We start from the raw sequence: 13,975 nt of genomic DNA, 5'->3' as shown, positions 1-13,975 counted from the left end.
GGTGGGTCAGCGGCCGGGGGCCGGAGGCATCGGCTGGGTGTGCTGGTCAGAGGCAGAGGGCTGGGCGTAGCGGGGGTCCACGTAGTGCTCCGCCGGCTGCTGCGGCCGCGGTGCGCCCTGAGCCGGCTGCGCAGCGGAAGCCGGCTCGGGCTGCTGCGGGTAGGCGATGCGCTCGACGGCGTACAGCAACCGCCGGGCGTAGCCCCAGGTCACCAGTAGGACACCCGCCGACGGGATGCTGAGGACGAGGACCATGATGAAGTTCTCTGCGCCGCTGAACAGCGCCGCGATGAGCAGGATGACCAGTGGCAGCGCCAGCAGGAACACACCGACGCGCAGACGAGAGGTGCCGGGCGGGTCGAACGGGGGGAAGGAAGCCATGACCTCGATCCTATGTACTAAGGCACAGACCGCCCAGCGCGGTGTCGGCGGTGTGCGCACCGCCCTGCCCTGTTCCTGATCCGGCGGCCGGCGCCCCTGCCGCCACTCGTGGGTGTTTCGTGGTGCGCCGGCGTCCAGCCCGTGTCACACTCGGCACCAGGGCGGGCCCGCGGCCGCTGGGCCGCTGGGTCGCTGGGTCGCTGGCAGATCTTGGGCGCAGGGCAGGTAGCGGTGAATCCGGCCGACATCGAGCGGTTCTACGCCCACGTGCTCAAGGGCCCGCATCCGGACTCGTGCTGGCTGTGGATGGGAGCGATCAGCGACGACGGGTACGGCCGGTTCTGGTTCGCCACTGCCGGGGGCCAGAAAGTCGTCTCCGCGCACCGCTTCGCTCTCGCCACCGTCCACGGCGGACTGGAGGCTATCGAGGACCAGACGACCCTGCACTGGTGCGACGTGCCGCTGTGCGTGCGCGCTTCGCTGGGCCCGAGCACGCACCTGCTGCTGGGCACCCGCTCGGAGAACATGAAGGACCGTTCCCGCAAGGGACGCTCCCCCTCGCCCAATGCCGCCAGGTGGCGCCAGCTGTCCCGCGAAGAGCGCTCCGCCCGGTCCCGGTAGCTGCGCGATCAGCTCAAGAGGCACGGGTGGGACCCAGACCTCGTGCGCCAGCTGGTCCACGACGTCGACCCGCTCCACCCCACCCTGTTCTGACCCCTCGGCCCGTCAAAGGTGACCAGCACTGGCTGGCGGCTGCCGGCGGCGGGCGTCCATCGCCTGGGCGTGGGCCATCTCCATCCGCCCGTAGATCAGCGCGGTCGTGCCGATGATCGGCGCCGGCGTCAGAGCTGAGAGCGGCCCGACGAAGACGAGCAGTAGCGCCGGGATCGCCCAGCCCAGCACCGCGGCACCCCAGCCCAGGTAGAGCCCGGCCTGGGCCTGGGTGGCGTAGTCGTAGACGGCCGGCAGCGGCTCCGGATCACCCTGGTCCTCCAGCCTTGCGTGCCGGACATGGGAGCGCTGGATTCCGATGAAGCACACCCCCAGTGTCAGCAACCCGAGCACGGCGTTGGAGAAGCCGTAGCCGCCGACGGCGACCATCCAGTCCAGGACCGCCATCATGAGATCGTCACCGACGGTGGTCCACAGCACCCACGCAGCGATCCACCACAGCAGCCTCCTGCAACCCTTCGGCGCGGCAGCGTCCTCGGCGCTGTTCTCGGTCCCCATCCGTCACCCCTGTCCCAGGCTGATGGGCTCAGCGTAGCCACGGCCGGTCGTGGTGTCCGTCCGCACACATGTGAGGTGTGGGCCGCACCGCGTGGCCGCGACGTCGGGCTCCCCGGGCCGCCGGTACGCTCGACGGATCACCCGGCACCGACCACGGAGGAGACCCATGGCTGACCCGCCGTCGTTCCGGCAACCGGCAGGCGCGCACCCCTCTCGGCAGCGCAAGCCCAAGAAATTGAGGATGGCGGTTCGCTTTCTCGACCACAGGCTCTCCGATGTGGAGAAGGACGGGTGGCGCTGGCTCAAAGGTGTCCCGTTGCGCTGGTGGATCCGCGGCGCTGTCACGGTGGTCGCCGTGCTCACTCTCGCGTACCTGCTGGGAGGCCTCGTCGGGTGGATGGACGGCTACCGCAGCCTGCTCGACCGGTTCTGGGCTGGGTTCGACTTCACCGCCGAGCGCGCCCGGCTCGCCGCGTTGATCGTGGGCGCCTTGATCCCCGGCATCGTCGCGTGGGTCGCATACCGCACCTACAGCGCCGACTACTGGTGGAAGCGCGCGCAGTGGGCCATGGACTCCGCAACCGACAAGGACAAGCCCGAACGGATCGAGTTCGGCAAGCGCGCCATCACTCACCTGCTGGCCAAGAACAAGGCGCCGAAGCGAGACATCGACCTGTTCACCGACGTGGTGACCGGTCGGTTCGGCTCCCAGCTGGAGGGCATCGCCGCCCGGGCCGCGCAGAGCGACCCCGCTCTGCGCCGGGCGCTGGACGAGGACGGCCCCGATGACACCCCTGCGGGCACGACGGGCATGGACCGCACCACCCCTGTGGACTGATAATGGACACACGAACCTCTGAGAGGAGGATCAACATCATGGCGAACGCCGACAAGATCAGGTCCGCCGCGGCGGCCCTGAAGATCAAGCCCGCGGTACTGATGGCGCTGACCCAGGAGTCCGGCGACCGGCACGTGAAGGTGCCGCTGGAGCTGCTGGACGGGGAGCCGATCTACGTGTTCGACGAGCAGCAGGCCCGCGAGCTGAAGCTCTCCGACCGGGCGTTCAAGGCGGTCACGGCCGCCTGAGCGTCCGCCGCCCAAGCACGGGCGAGCGCTTCCGTCCAGGGCTCATCAGACTGTCCACCGCCCCGTCTCCGCGCCCCGCGCAGACGGGGCGGTGTCATGTCCGGCGATCACCTTCTGATGTGGAGCGACCACGCTGGGTAGATGACAGGCGTCGGGCCCGCCGGTTCCCAGCCGGGGCGTCACATGCCCGCATGATCCGACTCTGACCGGCGAGTCGTTCCCTTTCGCAACACCGGCCGGTACGTTGACCACCATCAGGGGTGAAGTGGGCGGGCAGTGGTGCGGTGAAACCGACTGTGCGGCGCCGGCGGCGGATCCCTTCAGCAAGGTGCACCAGAAGCCAGGCAGCAACCGAGGAGGAATGGTCCTATGGCGCTCGTCCAGTGTCGTGAATGCAGCTCAGAGATCTCAGATTCAGCGGCCACTTGCCCCAGGTGCGGAGTGTCCTCCCCGGCAGGGGTCGGAACTCTCACCTTCGTCCGCCCGAGCCTGTCGGGAGGGGCTATCGGCGTCGAGGTGTTCGTCGATGGCCAGCCCTACGGGAAACTATAGGCAAGGGGGAAGGTCAGCGTGCCGGTGGCGCCGGGTAACCACCACGTCGAGCTGACCTCGACCCGTGGGAAGTCGGGGGTGGGATCCATCTCCACCGGCAGCGGAGACACCACCGTCAACGTCGGGTTCAACCTCATGGGCTCACCCAAGTTCGGATGACGCCCCTGTCGGGGTGCCGCAGTCAGGTCGACTAACCATCCGGGCTCGAGACGGCGTTGGACGCCACAGTTCCGCGACCATCGCCCCGCAGCTCTAACCGAGCAGCGGGGCGGTGCCATGTCCTCCGCCGGGCCCGGCCGCACACATTCCGGTCATGACGACCTTCTTAGACCGCCAGCACCCGCGCGCCACCGACGGGCGTTTCACCACCAAGGACCACCCCGAGGCCGAGCTCGAGCTCGGCGCACCGGCCATCACCCTGGCCGAGGCGACCGGTGACTGGGGCCCGCGATTCCACGACATGGACTCCCGACCCACCTACAACTACACCCCCACCGAGCGCGCCGCCGCGGCGTTCCGCACCCAGTTCGGCGCCGCCCCGGACGCCGAGGTGGACGGGGAGTACGGCTTCGAGGGCCCGAACCGTCAGGTGCTGAAAATCCAGGCGGCGGGTCGCGTGGCGGTGAACTTCCCCGGCCCACCCGGTTCGCGGCCGAGGCGAACATGCTCGCAGCACTCGACCGGATGGCCGGCACCGACGTCGCGTGGCGCCGCGCCGACCCGCTGGACGGAGAGAGCTTCGACGCGGTGTTCCACACCGACGACTACAAGGACTACGAGCGGGAGCGCTACCTGACTGCGTCCCGGTCGATCGAGGACGCTGAGGACGGATATCGGCACGAGCTCTCCCACCTGCACCGGGACCTGGCCGGCCGAGAGTCCCCGACCCCGGTCGACCTCGACGCCGCGGTGCGCTCCTCCTACGCCGAGCTCATCGACGGCTTCGCGGCCGGCACCCAGGCCGGGCGGATCGTCCGAAACCCGAATCTGCCGGAGTCCACCCGTGGCCCGGTCGTCGGGAACCTGATGGGCCGGTGCTACGCGGCCGCCCAGGTCCTCAACCGAAACGAAAAGGACTGGCAGCGGATCGCGATGACCGCCGGAGTGCTGGAGGACTCAGTGAAGTCCGGGCGCCCGTGGAACCAGGTGCTGCAGCGCCTGGCGCTCGACGTCGGCGAGGACCGCCGAGATTACGCGAACTGATGGCGTAGATCTTAAGGGGCGCTTCAATGCTCATCGGTTGCTCCGAACCCACGGATGCCTGCCACACCGTCAGGTAACAAATGCAAACGTACGCGGTTGTTGGCCGTTTTCTGGGCACCGAACAGCGCCTAAAACGTACTCTTGCTCCAGCTTCTGGCTCACCGCCGTCTGGATCCGACGCAGCTACTTGTCAGTTCCTCGCTGACCAAGCTCAGCGACCTGGCCTAGCCGTGCGTGTACGAACGTTCGAGCCTTCAAAATCCAACACTGCAGCGCAATCTCCCAGCATCTAATCCCGAACAGAGGAACACCGTGAACAACCCAACTATCGAGCAGCGCGAAGCCAACCTTCACCACGTCGCGCAGAAGTATGTCACCGCGAGGTTTCCGCACTTTGGCTACAACATTCACTCCAGGAGCCAGACGATGATGGTCGTAATTCCGAAATGGCGGAAGACGCAGATCGCTCTGGATCTTCTCCTCGTCCTGCTCTCCCTTGGGATGTGGCTCCTCGTCGTGCCCTTCACGTGGGCCTGCGGCAGGTACTCCACTCTGCGCCTGACCGTCGACGTCACCGGGCGAGTCGCAGTCGCGGGCCGGCCCCCGTTGATGAAGTGGCTGGAGAATCTCGACGCGTTTTCTAAGCCCAATCAGTTACCTGCCGCTTGATCCAGTTAAGCTATTCCCTCCCCGTCCCAGGAGGAGTATGTGATCGAGACGGGGCAGCATGGCAGCGACCACTGACGACTGCCCGACCTTGCTCGAGCGCATCGAGGTCTCCACCTTGGACCAGATGATCGGGTGGGGTGCGGACCGCTACCAGCGCGTGTTCCGGACGCTCGCCGCGCAGCGGGCGGCCATCGAGGACTCTCACCGCCACGTCCACCAGGACGGGACCGTGGAGGACCCCGACCCGCGCGAGCTGTCCCGTGCGCTGGAGCGTGTGGACGCCGCCGAGGTGAAGATCATCGCCGCGATCACCAAGGGATCCCGCGCCGGTTGACCCTCCAACGCTCATGCCGGTCATGGCTCCGTACACACGGGCTTCAGGGGACGACGCCCCCACGTCACCGAGAGGCCCTCCCCCATGATTACGTTGTACGTTCTTGCTGTCCTCATCGTCCTGGCAGTGTTCCTGCGCCGCGGCACCCGCGCCCAGCAAGCGGTCCGTCTGGACGTTGCGCTGGATGCCGTCGAGGGCGCGGAACCGGTCGCCATGGCCAACTGGCCTGCCACTGTCCGCGCCGAGCTGTCCCGCCTGCTGGTGCGCGAGCAGATGCGCCGGTCCGCCGACTACCGCCAGGGGATGCACACCAGCGTCGAGGCCCGCGAGGCCGGCTACGCCCTGCAGGAACACATCGGGCTCGCCTTGAACCGGATGCGCGAGGCCGGCCGGATCTCGGCCTGACCGGCGCTGTCCGCACACATGGGATCCAGAGCCCCCGATTCGACCAAGGAGCGCTCGTGACATACCTCAGCGACGCCGTTCTCATCCTGAGCTGTTTCGCCCTAGTGTTCGGCCCAATCCTGTTCATCGTGTGGCACCTCGATCGCAGGGATCACCAGTTGACGCAGAAGGCTCCCGCCACCGTGCGGGCGGCGTCGGTTGACGAGATCGCAGCTTGGTCCGCGGACCACCGCGCGGTGCTCGCCCTCCGCCTGTCCCAGATCCGCCTCGGCTGCCTCGAAGAGGTCGAGACCGCCGACGTGCTGCACCGCGACGCGGCGATGACTCACCTGCGCGCCGCCTAAGAGGCGGAGCAGAAGCTGCTGATCGCCGACCGCGCCGCTGCCTGAACGGACACGCCCGCAACCATGCTGATGAGACTGCCCAACCTGACTTCAGGCGACCCCTCCATGACTAGGATCCCCACCCCGTACGAGGACCTGCTGGCCCACGTGCTCGACCACGGCGAGCACGTCATGAACCGCACCGGCACCGGCACCCGGAAGATCTTCGGCGCCCAGCTGCGCTACGACCTGCGCGACGGGTTCCCGCTGCTGACCACGAAGAAGGTCTACACCCGCGGGATCATCGCCGAGCTGCTGTGGTTCCTCGACGGCGACACCCGAGTCAAGACGCTGCAAGACCAGGACGTCCACATCTGGGACGAGTGGGCGCTCGAGGACGGCACTATCGGCCGTGGTTACTCGGCGCAGTGGCGGTCCTGGCCCACGCCCAACGGCGGGTCCCTGGATCAGATCGCCCAGGTGGTGAAGTCGATCCAGGACACCCCATTCTCCCGCCGCCACATCGTCACCGCCTGGAACCCCGGGGAGCTGGACGAGATGGCCCTGCCGCCGTGCCACGCCCTGTTCCAGTTCAACGTCGGACCTGACGAGGACGGAGAGCCGGCGTTCCTGGACTGCCAGCTGTACCAGCGCTCGGCGGACCTGTTCCTCGGGGTGCCGTTCAACATCGCCTCCTACGCCGCGCTGACCGAGATGGTCGCCGCCCAGACCGGGCTGACCGCCCGGCACTTCGCGCGGACCGGCGGGGACTGCCACGTCTACGACAACCACCACGACCAGGTGCGCGAACAGCTGGCGCGTGAGCCGCGGGCCTGCCCGACGCTGGTACTGGAGTCGGCGCCGTCGATCTTCGACTACGAGCTCACCGACTTCCACGTCGTCAACTACGATCCGCACCCGGCGATCAAGGCCGCGGTGGCCGTGTGATGGCCGGCTCCGCACCCCTGCCGTTCACCCTGTACCCGCTGCCGGAAGGCACGTCCCTGTCGGCGCACTTCGCTTCTGGACAGGACCGGTGCGGGATCTACGTGCTCACCCACGAGGACGGCTCCCAGTACGTCGGTCAGGCCGTCGACATCGTGCGCCGGTGCGCTGACCACGTCCGGCGGGCCGGTCACGCCCCCGGGGAGCGGATCCTCGCAGTGCACTTCGCCCCGGCGCCGAAGGCTGACCTCGATCAGCTGGAGCAGCGGGTCGTCACCTTCCACGAGGACCTGGAGGCGAAGCTGCGCAACAAGCTGCTCACTGGCAATCCGGTCGGGGACTCACCGCTGAACGCCACGTTCGACGAGGCGGAGCAGCTGGCGTTCCTGGCCGACGCCGAGGACCTGGCCTCGGTGGACCCGGTGGCCGCGACCCGCCCGCCCCGCGGGGTGGCGATGAAGCCGGGATCGGCCCGGTTGCTCGCCCGGGCGGACGCCGGGATCGTCCTGGACGTGCTCGCTGTCTACCTGCTGCACGCGCTGCCGGCCCCGGTGGCGACGGAAGGGAAGTTCTGGCACCTGAGCGCCCCGATGCGCTTGGCCGGCTCCGGGCTGTGGGTGCTGGCGCGGCTGACGGTGCAGAACGTCGGGACGCTCTACGTGCTCGAGGACCCGGTGCAGGGTGTCTACGCCACGCTGAACCTCGCCCCGCGCCCGGTGCTGCCCTCGGGCTACGGAGCACAGGAGACCGATCACTACTCCTCCAACGGGCCGATGCAGCAGGCCCGGCTCTACCCCGAGGTCGTCCTCGAGTCGCTGACCGGGGACCCGGTGTTCCGCACCTCTGCCCGCCGCGCCGCGGTGGGGCTGATGCGTAAGGGACCATCGATGAAAGCCTCAAGCCACGACCGGGGTCTGGCCGACGCTGTCTATGCCCGCATCACCGCCGCCATCAAGGAGCACTCATGACCACCCCGACGATCTGCGCGATCTGGGCCCAGTCCGCCGACGCGATCATCGGCGCCGACAACGCCATCCCCTGGCACGTGCCGGAGAACCTGGCCTACTTCAAGGCGGCCACCCACGGGCACCCGGTCATCATGGGTCGGCGCACTTGGGATTCCCTGCCGGCCGCCTACCGGCCGCTGCCCGGACGCACGTCCATCGTGCTGACCTCCACCCCGGAGCTGATCGGCCCGGCTGCCGAGGTGGCCTGTGACCTCGACGAGGCGCTGACCATCGCCGCGGACTCCCCGGGGGCCGAGCAGGTGTGGATCATCGGCGGCGCCACACTCTACCGGCAGGCGGTCGAGGATCCGCGGCTGGCCGAGGTGCACGTGACCACCGTGGACCTGCGAGTGCCCGGCGACGCGCATGTCCCGGCGCTGAACGGGTCGTGGGCCGCCGAGGAGGTCGTCGCGCCGACGCGCTCGTCCAGCGGGATCAACTACTGGATCGACCGGTACGCCAGACCGGGTGTGTGATGCACGCCGCACACATGGAGGTCATGGACACCACGACCATCGCCCCCATGACCGCCTCCACCCTGCTGGCCGCTCGCGGCTAGACCCACGGGGCCACCGAGATCATCAAGGGCGGAGGCCCCGGGAGTGGACCGAGCGCACCTCCTACGTCCCTGCTGAGGCCGACGCCGCCGCGCTGCGCGAGCTGCTGGGACAGCTCGAGAACGCTGCGGTGCTCGTCTTCTGGGTGATCGCCCACCGTTACGACTCGAACACTCAGGACGTCTCCAACGCCGTCCAGCTCATCGCCCAGGCCGGGCCCGAGCAGGCCCACTTCGACGTGGAGCACTGCCCGTCCAAGGGTCTGCGCGTGCTGTACCGGGACCTGGACATGTTCGGCGGCACCCCCGTCACTGTCTGAGCCCTTTGTGACGACGCCCCGCCCCGGATGTATCAGGGCGGGGCGTTGGCACGCCGGGTGAGGCTAGGCACCCATTCCGCGTATCCGGTAGTTCAGGTAGATCGGGGTGTGGAACGGCTGGGCATCCTCCGGCACGCCGGCGTAGCGCTGGTAGCACTGCGTGCGCAGTTCGGCCGCGAGCTTCTCCCTGGCCTCCTCACCGATGGGCTCCTTGCCGAGCTTCCGGTGCCACTTGCCGAACCCGACTCCGCACGTCCCGGTCTCGCCGTTGACGACCAACGAGGACAGCGCTGGCAGCTTGTGCTCGTGGCAGTAGTTCAGCGCCATGCCCAGCACCTCCCCGGGCCACCGCTGCAGCGGCCGGTCGGTGATCAACCCGGTGGCCTTGAACAGGTCCTGGGCGAACTCCGCGTACGTGACGTAGCGCCACGGCGTGCAGGCGTACTTCACGAGGATCGGCACGGCAGCTGCAGCCCAGATCGGCAGGGCCTCGGCGAGGGGGACGTCCTTCTCCGGTCGGGACTCGAACCAGATGGGCATGGGGTACCTGCTTTCGACGGCATGCGTTTGCTTCTGACAACTCCGAGATTAGGCCTGCCGGCCGGCCCCCGGGGTCCACTCATCGGGGGATGCTTTCATGGAGCGCCACTAGGTTTTTTGTCCTGCTGGACCTCTGATTCCGATGACTTCGCGCGCGGTGGGCTTTCGAACCCTCACACATGGATGTCATGACCACCTGGATTCCCGTTCCCGCTCGCTTGATCGCCCCGGAGGTTTGGCTCGGGCAACTGGTGGAGTTCTACTGGCCATCCCCGCGCGGCGGCCGGCTCGCTCGCCAGGGAATCATGGAGTCGGTGAAGTTCGGCTCCGCCGTCGTCCACTGCACGGACTCCGCGGTAATCGGCTTCAAGCCCGGAACGATGCTGCGACTGTCCACCAGGGAGCTCCGCGCCCTCTGAACCGCGTCCCGCAGGCGCCACGGGCCCGGCTGCGCCTCCCGACAGGGATTTGCTCACGGCAACTGGTCTGAGAGGCGTCAGGCGCTCCCTAAGCTCATGACGGGCGGCCAGCCCCGGTTCTGTCGTCGTTGAGCGAGCGCTCCGCACACATGGGGCCCAGAGAAAGGGCAGAGTGCCCACCCCACAGTGAACGAGAAGCCCTTGTCGTGCTGACCGAATTCCCCGCCAACCTCGCCGGTCCGCAGATCGACGCCGAGTACATCTACCCCATCAGCGCCGGCGCCTACTGGGGCCGGCTGCGGATGCCCCGGCTTAAGAAGCACGGCGTCAGCCAGTACAAGGACCCCTACGACCAGCTCTGGGAAGCCCGGGACCGCGGCGAGAGCCTGGAGTAGAAGGATGTCGACGCCGTGATCGCCCGCTTCGAGGAGGTCAGGCTGCCGACCGTCTCCTACGGGGTGGCCGACTCCCCCGAGCAGCTTCTCGCGAAGTACCCCGGACTGGCCACCGATCCACGGCGCTTCGCTGTGACGTTCCGAGTGCACCGCAAGGCCGACCAGCCCGCCGTGGGCGGCTGGCGGTGGCACAAGTGGGGCGACTACGTCGGCGAGCAGGTCTCGCAGGCCGAGTACATGTACGACGAGTCTGAGATCGAGCAGGTCGTCTCCTTCACGATCTACAAGATCGGGACCATGTCCTGAGCCCACGGGCCCCTTGAGGCCGCCGACCGGGCAACCGCACACTGAGGACCGGACGGCACGGCACATCGAAGCCCAGGAGGCCCCCATGGATGGAACGACGCTGCACGAGACCGCGATGCGCGTCGCCGGAGAGCTGCCGGCGGTGACCCACACCTTCCCGTTCGGCCCCGAGCACGACGTGTTCAAGGTCGTCGGCAAGATCTTCCTGCTGACCTCGCACCTGTCCGGGCAGCCGATCGTGACGCTCAAGTGCGAACCAGCCCACGCCCAGGCGCTGCGCCAGGAGTTCGAGACGATCACCCCCGGCTATCACCTGAACAAGAAGCACTGGATCACCATCATCACCGGCCCCGGCGTCACGACGAACCTCGTCGAAGAGCTGGTGCTCAACGCCTACCTGCTCGTGGCCGAGAACCTGCCGCGAGCCAAGCGCCCGCTCGGCCTCGAGTCGCTGCAGCGGGCCCGCGAGATCGTGGTCCAGGAGGACGAGCAGCAAGGCTGACTCCTTAGCCGGCGCCGGGACAGTAACCAGCAACAACCGGTCCTCCTGATCTCTGCGGGGCCGCAGCAGTCATTAGCCGCACACATGCGTCAGAAGCGGTCATCGTGCCGCTGTCCAGCAGCTCGCGCACGGCATCGCCGGTGGGGGTCTGGGCGTTCTTGTGCTTGGCGACCCACTCGCCCAGCGACCGCTCTTCCTGCTGACCGGTGCGGCGCGACGGGGCCCGGTCGTGTGCTGCGACGAAGTCCCGCAGCTGCTCGAGGCGCTCGGTGGCGCTCATGCGTAGGTTGCTCATGAACCTCATGTGTGCGGACTGCGTGCTAACGCGAACACCACAGCGGCCGCGACGCCGGTGCACCCCCGGCATAGAATCACCCCATGGGGAATCAGCTCTACGAGGACATGTTCCCTGCCCAAGCCAAGGACGCTCTGTCCGAGTTCGTGGCCGAACGTAGCCCGGCCCTGGAACGGCTCCGCCACGCGCTGACCGGTCGCAACCTCGACCCGCACCAGATGCTCACCGGGTCGGCCGACTCGGTTGCCCCGCTGTGGGAGTGGATCTCTGCCCGGGTGGAGGAGCTCGGGGTGGACCCGAGGTCGCTGGAGGAGGACCCCTCCCAGGACGCCTGGCCCAGCTGGGCTCGTCACGGGATGCTGGTGGACCCGCATCCGCGGGCTCAGACCCTGACCCTGGTGGACGGCTTCACCTCCTACCTGGCCGCATTGATCATGACCGCTGTCCCCGACGCACGGTGGCGCGTCGGGATGCACCGCATCGGCAGCTACCCGATGCTCAACTACCCCGTCCTGGGCACCGACCACCATCAGATCTTCTTGCCAGCGCTGCCGCTCTACAGCGCCTACCAGACCACTCTCGGCCGCCCCCCGGTGGAGGGGCCCGAGATGCTCGCCCACATGCTCCACACGATCTCCGCCCTGCGCGGCGAAGGACCAGGTGCGGTTCTCACCGAAGAGCCGCTGGCGACCGTGGTCGCCGAGGTCGAGTGCTTCGACGTCGGGCTGCGCCCCGACCTCGCGCAGGACCACCCCGGTCTGGTGGAGAAGTTGGTCGCCGAGCTCACCGACCGCGACGGCGTCGTCTCGGTCTACCGCTACGGACCCGACGTGCTGGTCGTCGACGCCCCGGAGTGGGACGAGACGCGGCTGAAGCTGTGGATGACCCTGTGGCTGGAACTGGCCCTGCTACGATGACCCGCCGGCTGATCTCCAGTGCCGTGGTCTCCGTCGCCGTGCTCGTGGCGGTGCGCTCCAGCGCCCCGAGGCCGCGCCCCATCGGGGCCTCCACTTCTACTCCCCCGCGGCGCAGTCAGGGCTGCGCCCGCTGAGCATCCTCGGCGCGTCGCCGGCGCCGGGCCTTCCGCTTGCCGTCCAGCCACGTCCCGCCCCACAAGCCGACGGCCAACCCGATCGCCAGTACCACGTTGTCGGTGCGCACGGCGAATCAGATCAGGAACGCCAGCAGGAACGGCAACGCGATCAGCGCCAGCAGCCCCTGCCGCTCGGCCCGGCGCACCTGAGCAGACTGCGGCGCCCGGTGCCGCGGGGCCGTCGGCGCTCACTCCACCTCCCGGCGACCCCGCGATGGGCGCCGGACCCTCCACTTCCCGCTCATCCACGTCCCGATGAGCGCGCCGATGGTGGAGAACGTCACCAGCAGCACGTTGTCGGTGTGCACGGCGAACCAGATCAGGAGCGGGATCGCGATCAAGGCGAGGAGGGCTTCGCGTTCCCTCCATCGCGTCTTGACCGACTTCGGCCCCCGGTGCCTCGGCGCTCTCTTACTCAAGGCCGCCCGCCATGCCCGTTGCGCAGACCCCGGTGCACGGCCATCCCCATCAAAATCCCGACCACGATCATCGGCCATCCGTACCAAGCTCCGCCGGCGGCCTCGGCGATCCCGAGCGCCAGGAAAGCAACAGCCAGGACGACCACCAGTCCGCGCATCTGCTTCGTCACCCCGGCTCCCTTCTCGTCTCCCCTTCGCGCATCCTGGCACGCCGGCCACCGCATCGTCGTTCCCCTCATGTGCATCTGCCACGCCGCGTCGGCCCGCCGGTAGCGTCGGCGCTATGGACCAGTCCGCCCAGCGCACCGATGCGGTGCCCGTGCCGACGGCCAGGCAGGTCCTCGTCCGCACTCTGCCGGCGGCCGCCGTCCTGGCGATCAGCCTCCCTCTGGCCACATGGTGGCTGCGGGATTCCACCAGTGACGGCGGCCCGTGGTGGGGGTGGTTGGTGATTCTGGCGGCCACCGTCGGACTGTCCGCGATCATCCAGCTCTGCACGAGTCCTCCACGTCCTCGACTCGATCCGCGCATCGGCCAGGCGCAGTGGGCATCGGCGACCGCGACCGCTGCGAGAACCGGAGAGCTTCCTGCTTGCCCCGGGGTGCGGACCGCGGTCGGGGTTGCCGCCTGCGTCGGCATCGAAGGGGTGATCGGATCCGCCTCCCTGCTCGCGGCCATCGCCTTCTGCGCGCTGATCCTTCCGGACCTGTGGACTACTCTCGTGCCGGTGACTGTGCTCACCGGGATGGCGGTTTTCCGCGTCCGCCGCTCCTGGGTCTACCTGCGCGCCCTGCACACCGCCGAGCGCACCGGCTGACGACCCGCTGGATCGAAGCGCGGGGCTCTACATGCTCCACATCCGCACCCGGTCGGTCGATTGTCCGGGCGCGACGGCCCCGCCACAATCTGACCCAAGGGAATGCACGCACCGCCTGGGACGTAGCCTGGGACCGGCTTGGCGTTGGGGAACCCGTGGTCGATTCGCGTGCCCCGTG

General features: G+C 68.5%; 25 protein-coding genes. 19 read left to right on the top strand and 6 right to left on the bottom strand.

The features are described from left to right. Positions 1–6: 6 nt before the first annotated feature. The gene (locus ACH9D2_RS18865; protein WP_396364364.1) at positions 7–381 is read right to left on the bottom strand and encodes a hypothetical protein; all 375 of its coding nucleotides are present in this window, start codon (positions 379–381) and stop codon (positions 7–9) included. A 231-nt stretch (positions 382–612) separates the two neighbouring features. Here ACH9D2_RS18865 and ACH9D2_RS18860 point away from each other — a divergent pair, with 231 nt between their 5' ends. Continuing rightward, positions 613–1,002, top strand: coding sequence for a hypothetical protein (locus ACH9D2_RS18860; protein ID WP_396364363.1), 390 nt, complete (start codon positions 613–615; stop codon positions 1,000–1,002). Between the two features lie 105 nt (positions 1,003–1,107). Here ACH9D2_RS18860 and ACH9D2_RS18855 read toward each other — a convergent pair whose 3' ends face one another. Then, complete coding sequence (locus ACH9D2_RS18855; protein WP_396364362.1) at positions 1,108–1,611, bottom strand: hypothetical protein; 504 nt, start codon at positions 1,609–1,611, stop codon at positions 1,108–1,110. A 241-nt stretch (positions 1,612–1,852) separates the two neighbouring features. Between ACH9D2_RS18855 and ACH9D2_RS18850 the strand changes: the two genes are divergently transcribed. From ACH9D2_RS18850 to ACH9D2_RS18795, 12 genes are all read left to right on the top strand, one after another. Beyond that, a complete protein-coding gene (locus ACH9D2_RS18850; RefSeq protein WP_396364361.1) occupies positions 1,853–2,449 on the top strand; it encodes a hypothetical protein in 597 nt (198 codons plus the stop codon). 38 nt (positions 2,450–2,487) lie between these two features. Next, positions 2,488–2,697: a hypothetical protein gene (locus tag ACH9D2_RS18845; RefSeq protein ID WP_396364360.1), complete on the top strand. Its 210-nt coding sequence runs from the start codon at positions 2,488–2,490 to the stop codon at positions 2,695–2,697. A gap of 576 nt (positions 2,698–3,273) precedes the next feature. Beyond that, the gene (locus ACH9D2_RS18840; protein ID WP_396364359.1) at positions 3,274–3,408 is read left to right on the top strand and encodes a hypothetical protein; all 135 of its coding nucleotides are present in this window, start codon (positions 3,274–3,276) and stop codon (positions 3,406–3,408) included. Positions 3,409–3,912: 504 nt separating this feature from the next. Next, complete coding sequence (locus ACH9D2_RS18835; RefSeq protein WP_396364358.1) at positions 3,913–4,452, top strand: hypothetical protein; 540 nt, start codon at positions 3,913–3,915, stop codon at positions 4,450–4,452. Between the two features lie 312 nt (positions 4,453–4,764). Then, positions 4,765–5,121 (top strand): hypothetical protein, encoded by a 357-nt coding sequence (locus ACH9D2_RS18830; RefSeq protein WP_396364357.1) that lies wholly within the window; start codon positions 4,765–4,767, stop codon positions 5,119–5,121. Positions 5,122–5,179: 58 nt separating this feature from the next. Continuing rightward, positions 5,180–5,455 carry a hypothetical protein gene (locus tag ACH9D2_RS18825; RefSeq protein ID WP_396364356.1) on the top strand — a complete coding sequence of 92 codons (276 nt, stop codon included), beginning with the start codon at positions 5,180–5,182 and terminating at the stop codon, positions 5,453–5,455. 84 nt (positions 5,456–5,539) lie between these two features. Continuing rightward, positions 5,540–5,860, top strand: a complete 321-nt coding sequence (locus tag ACH9D2_RS18820; protein ID WP_396364355.1) for a hypothetical protein — start codon at positions 5,540–5,542, stop codon at positions 5,858–5,860. Between the two features lie 56 nt (positions 5,861–5,916). Then, positions 5,917–6,204: a hypothetical protein gene (locus ACH9D2_RS18815; protein WP_396364354.1), complete on the top strand. Its 288-nt coding sequence runs from the start codon at positions 5,917–5,919 to the stop codon at positions 6,202–6,204. Positions 6,205–6,309: 105 nt separating this feature from the next. Continuing rightward, a complete protein-coding gene (locus ACH9D2_RS18810; protein ID WP_396364353.1) occupies positions 6,310–7,131 on the top strand; it encodes a thymidylate synthase in 822 nt (273 codons plus the stop codon). Further along, entirely contained in the window at positions 7,131–8,096 is a 966-nt protein-coding gene (locus ACH9D2_RS18805; RefSeq protein WP_396364352.1) for a GIY-YIG nuclease family protein, read from the top strand. Before ACH9D2_RS18810 ends, ACH9D2_RS18805 begins: the two co-directional genes overlap by 1 nt. After that, positions 8,093–8,611, top strand: coding sequence for a dihydrofolate reductase (locus tag ACH9D2_RS18800; RefSeq protein WP_396364351.1), 519 nt, complete (start codon positions 8,093–8,095; stop codon positions 8,609–8,611). The genes ACH9D2_RS18805 and ACH9D2_RS18800 overlap by 4 nt, the downstream gene beginning before the upstream one ends. Positions 8,612–8,822: 211 nt before the next feature. Then, entirely contained in the window at positions 8,823–9,011 is a 189-nt protein-coding gene (locus ACH9D2_RS18795; protein WP_396364350.1) for a hypothetical protein, read from the top strand. A 63-nt stretch (positions 9,012–9,074) separates the two neighbouring features. Here the strand turns inward: ACH9D2_RS18795 and ACH9D2_RS18790 are convergent, their stop codons facing one another. Next, positions 9,075–9,551 carry a hypothetical protein gene (locus ACH9D2_RS18790; RefSeq protein ID WP_396364349.1) on the bottom strand — a complete coding sequence of 159 codons (477 nt, stop codon included), beginning with the start codon at positions 9,549–9,551 and terminating at the stop codon, positions 9,075–9,077. A 188-nt stretch (positions 9,552–9,739) separates the two neighbouring features. Between ACH9D2_RS18790 and ACH9D2_RS18785 the strand changes: the two genes are divergently transcribed. The 4 genes from ACH9D2_RS18785 (at position 9,740) to ACH9D2_RS18770 (ending at position 11,173) form a co-directional block, all read left to right on the top strand. Next, a complete protein-coding gene (locus tag ACH9D2_RS18785; protein ID WP_396364348.1) occupies positions 9,740–9,970 on the top strand; it encodes a hypothetical protein in 231 nt (76 codons plus the stop codon). A 206-nt stretch (positions 9,971–10,176) separates the two neighbouring features. Then, complete coding sequence (locus ACH9D2_RS18780; RefSeq protein ID WP_396364347.1) at positions 10,177–10,365, top strand: hypothetical protein; 189 nt, start codon at positions 10,177–10,179, stop codon at positions 10,363–10,365. A gap of 15 nt (positions 10,366–10,380) precedes the next feature. After that, positions 10,381–10,671, top strand: coding sequence for a hypothetical protein (locus ACH9D2_RS18775; protein WP_396364346.1), 291 nt, complete (start codon positions 10,381–10,383; stop codon positions 10,669–10,671). Positions 10,672–10,756: 85 nt separating this feature from the next. Then, positions 10,757–11,173, top strand: a complete 417-nt coding sequence (locus tag ACH9D2_RS18770) for an MmcQ/YjbR family DNA-binding protein (RefSeq protein ID WP_396364345.1) — start codon at positions 10,757–10,759, stop codon at positions 11,171–11,173. Between the two features lie 4 nt (positions 11,174–11,177). On the opposite strand, the gene ACH9D2_RS18765 is transcribed toward ACH9D2_RS18770, so the two are convergent. Continuing rightward, positions 11,178–11,468: a hypothetical protein gene (locus ACH9D2_RS18765; protein ID WP_396364344.1), complete on the bottom strand. Its 291-nt coding sequence runs from the start codon at positions 11,466–11,468 to the stop codon at positions 11,178–11,180. 83 nt (positions 11,469–11,551) lie between these two features. Between ACH9D2_RS18765 and ACH9D2_RS18760 the strand changes: the two genes are divergently transcribed. After that, on the top strand, positions 11,552–12,385 hold the full coding sequence (locus ACH9D2_RS18760) for a hypothetical protein (RefSeq protein ID WP_396364343.1): 834 nt from the start codon (positions 11,552–11,554) through the stop codon (positions 12,383–12,385). Between the two features lie 364 nt (positions 12,386–12,749). Here ACH9D2_RS18760 and ACH9D2_RS18755 read toward each other — a convergent pair whose 3' ends face one another. After that, positions 12,750–12,902 (bottom strand): hypothetical protein, encoded by a 153-nt coding sequence (locus ACH9D2_RS18755; protein WP_396364342.1) that lies wholly within the window; start codon positions 12,900–12,902, stop codon positions 12,750–12,752. 74 nt (positions 12,903–12,976) lie between these two features. Continuing rightward, entirely contained in the window at positions 12,977–13,150 is a 174-nt protein-coding gene (locus ACH9D2_RS18750) for a hypothetical protein (protein ID WP_396364341.1), read from the bottom strand. A gap of 113 nt (positions 13,151–13,263) precedes the next feature. Here ACH9D2_RS18750 and ACH9D2_RS18745 point away from each other — a divergent pair, with 113 nt between their 5' ends. Next, on the top strand, positions 13,264–13,797 hold the full coding sequence (locus tag ACH9D2_RS18745; RefSeq protein WP_396364340.1) for a hypothetical protein: 534 nt from the start codon (positions 13,264–13,266) through the stop codon (positions 13,795–13,797). Positions 13,798–13,975 lie beyond the last annotated feature (178 nt).

The sequence above is a fragment of the Kocuria rhizosphaericola genome, assembly GCF_044462205.1.
Taxonomy (GTDB): domain Bacteria; phylum Actinomycetota; class Actinomycetes; order Actinomycetales; family Micrococcaceae; genus Kocuria; species Kocuria rhizosphaericola.
Note: the sequence above shows the minus strand (reverse complement) of the source record. Positions and strands in the feature narration are given on the sequence as shown.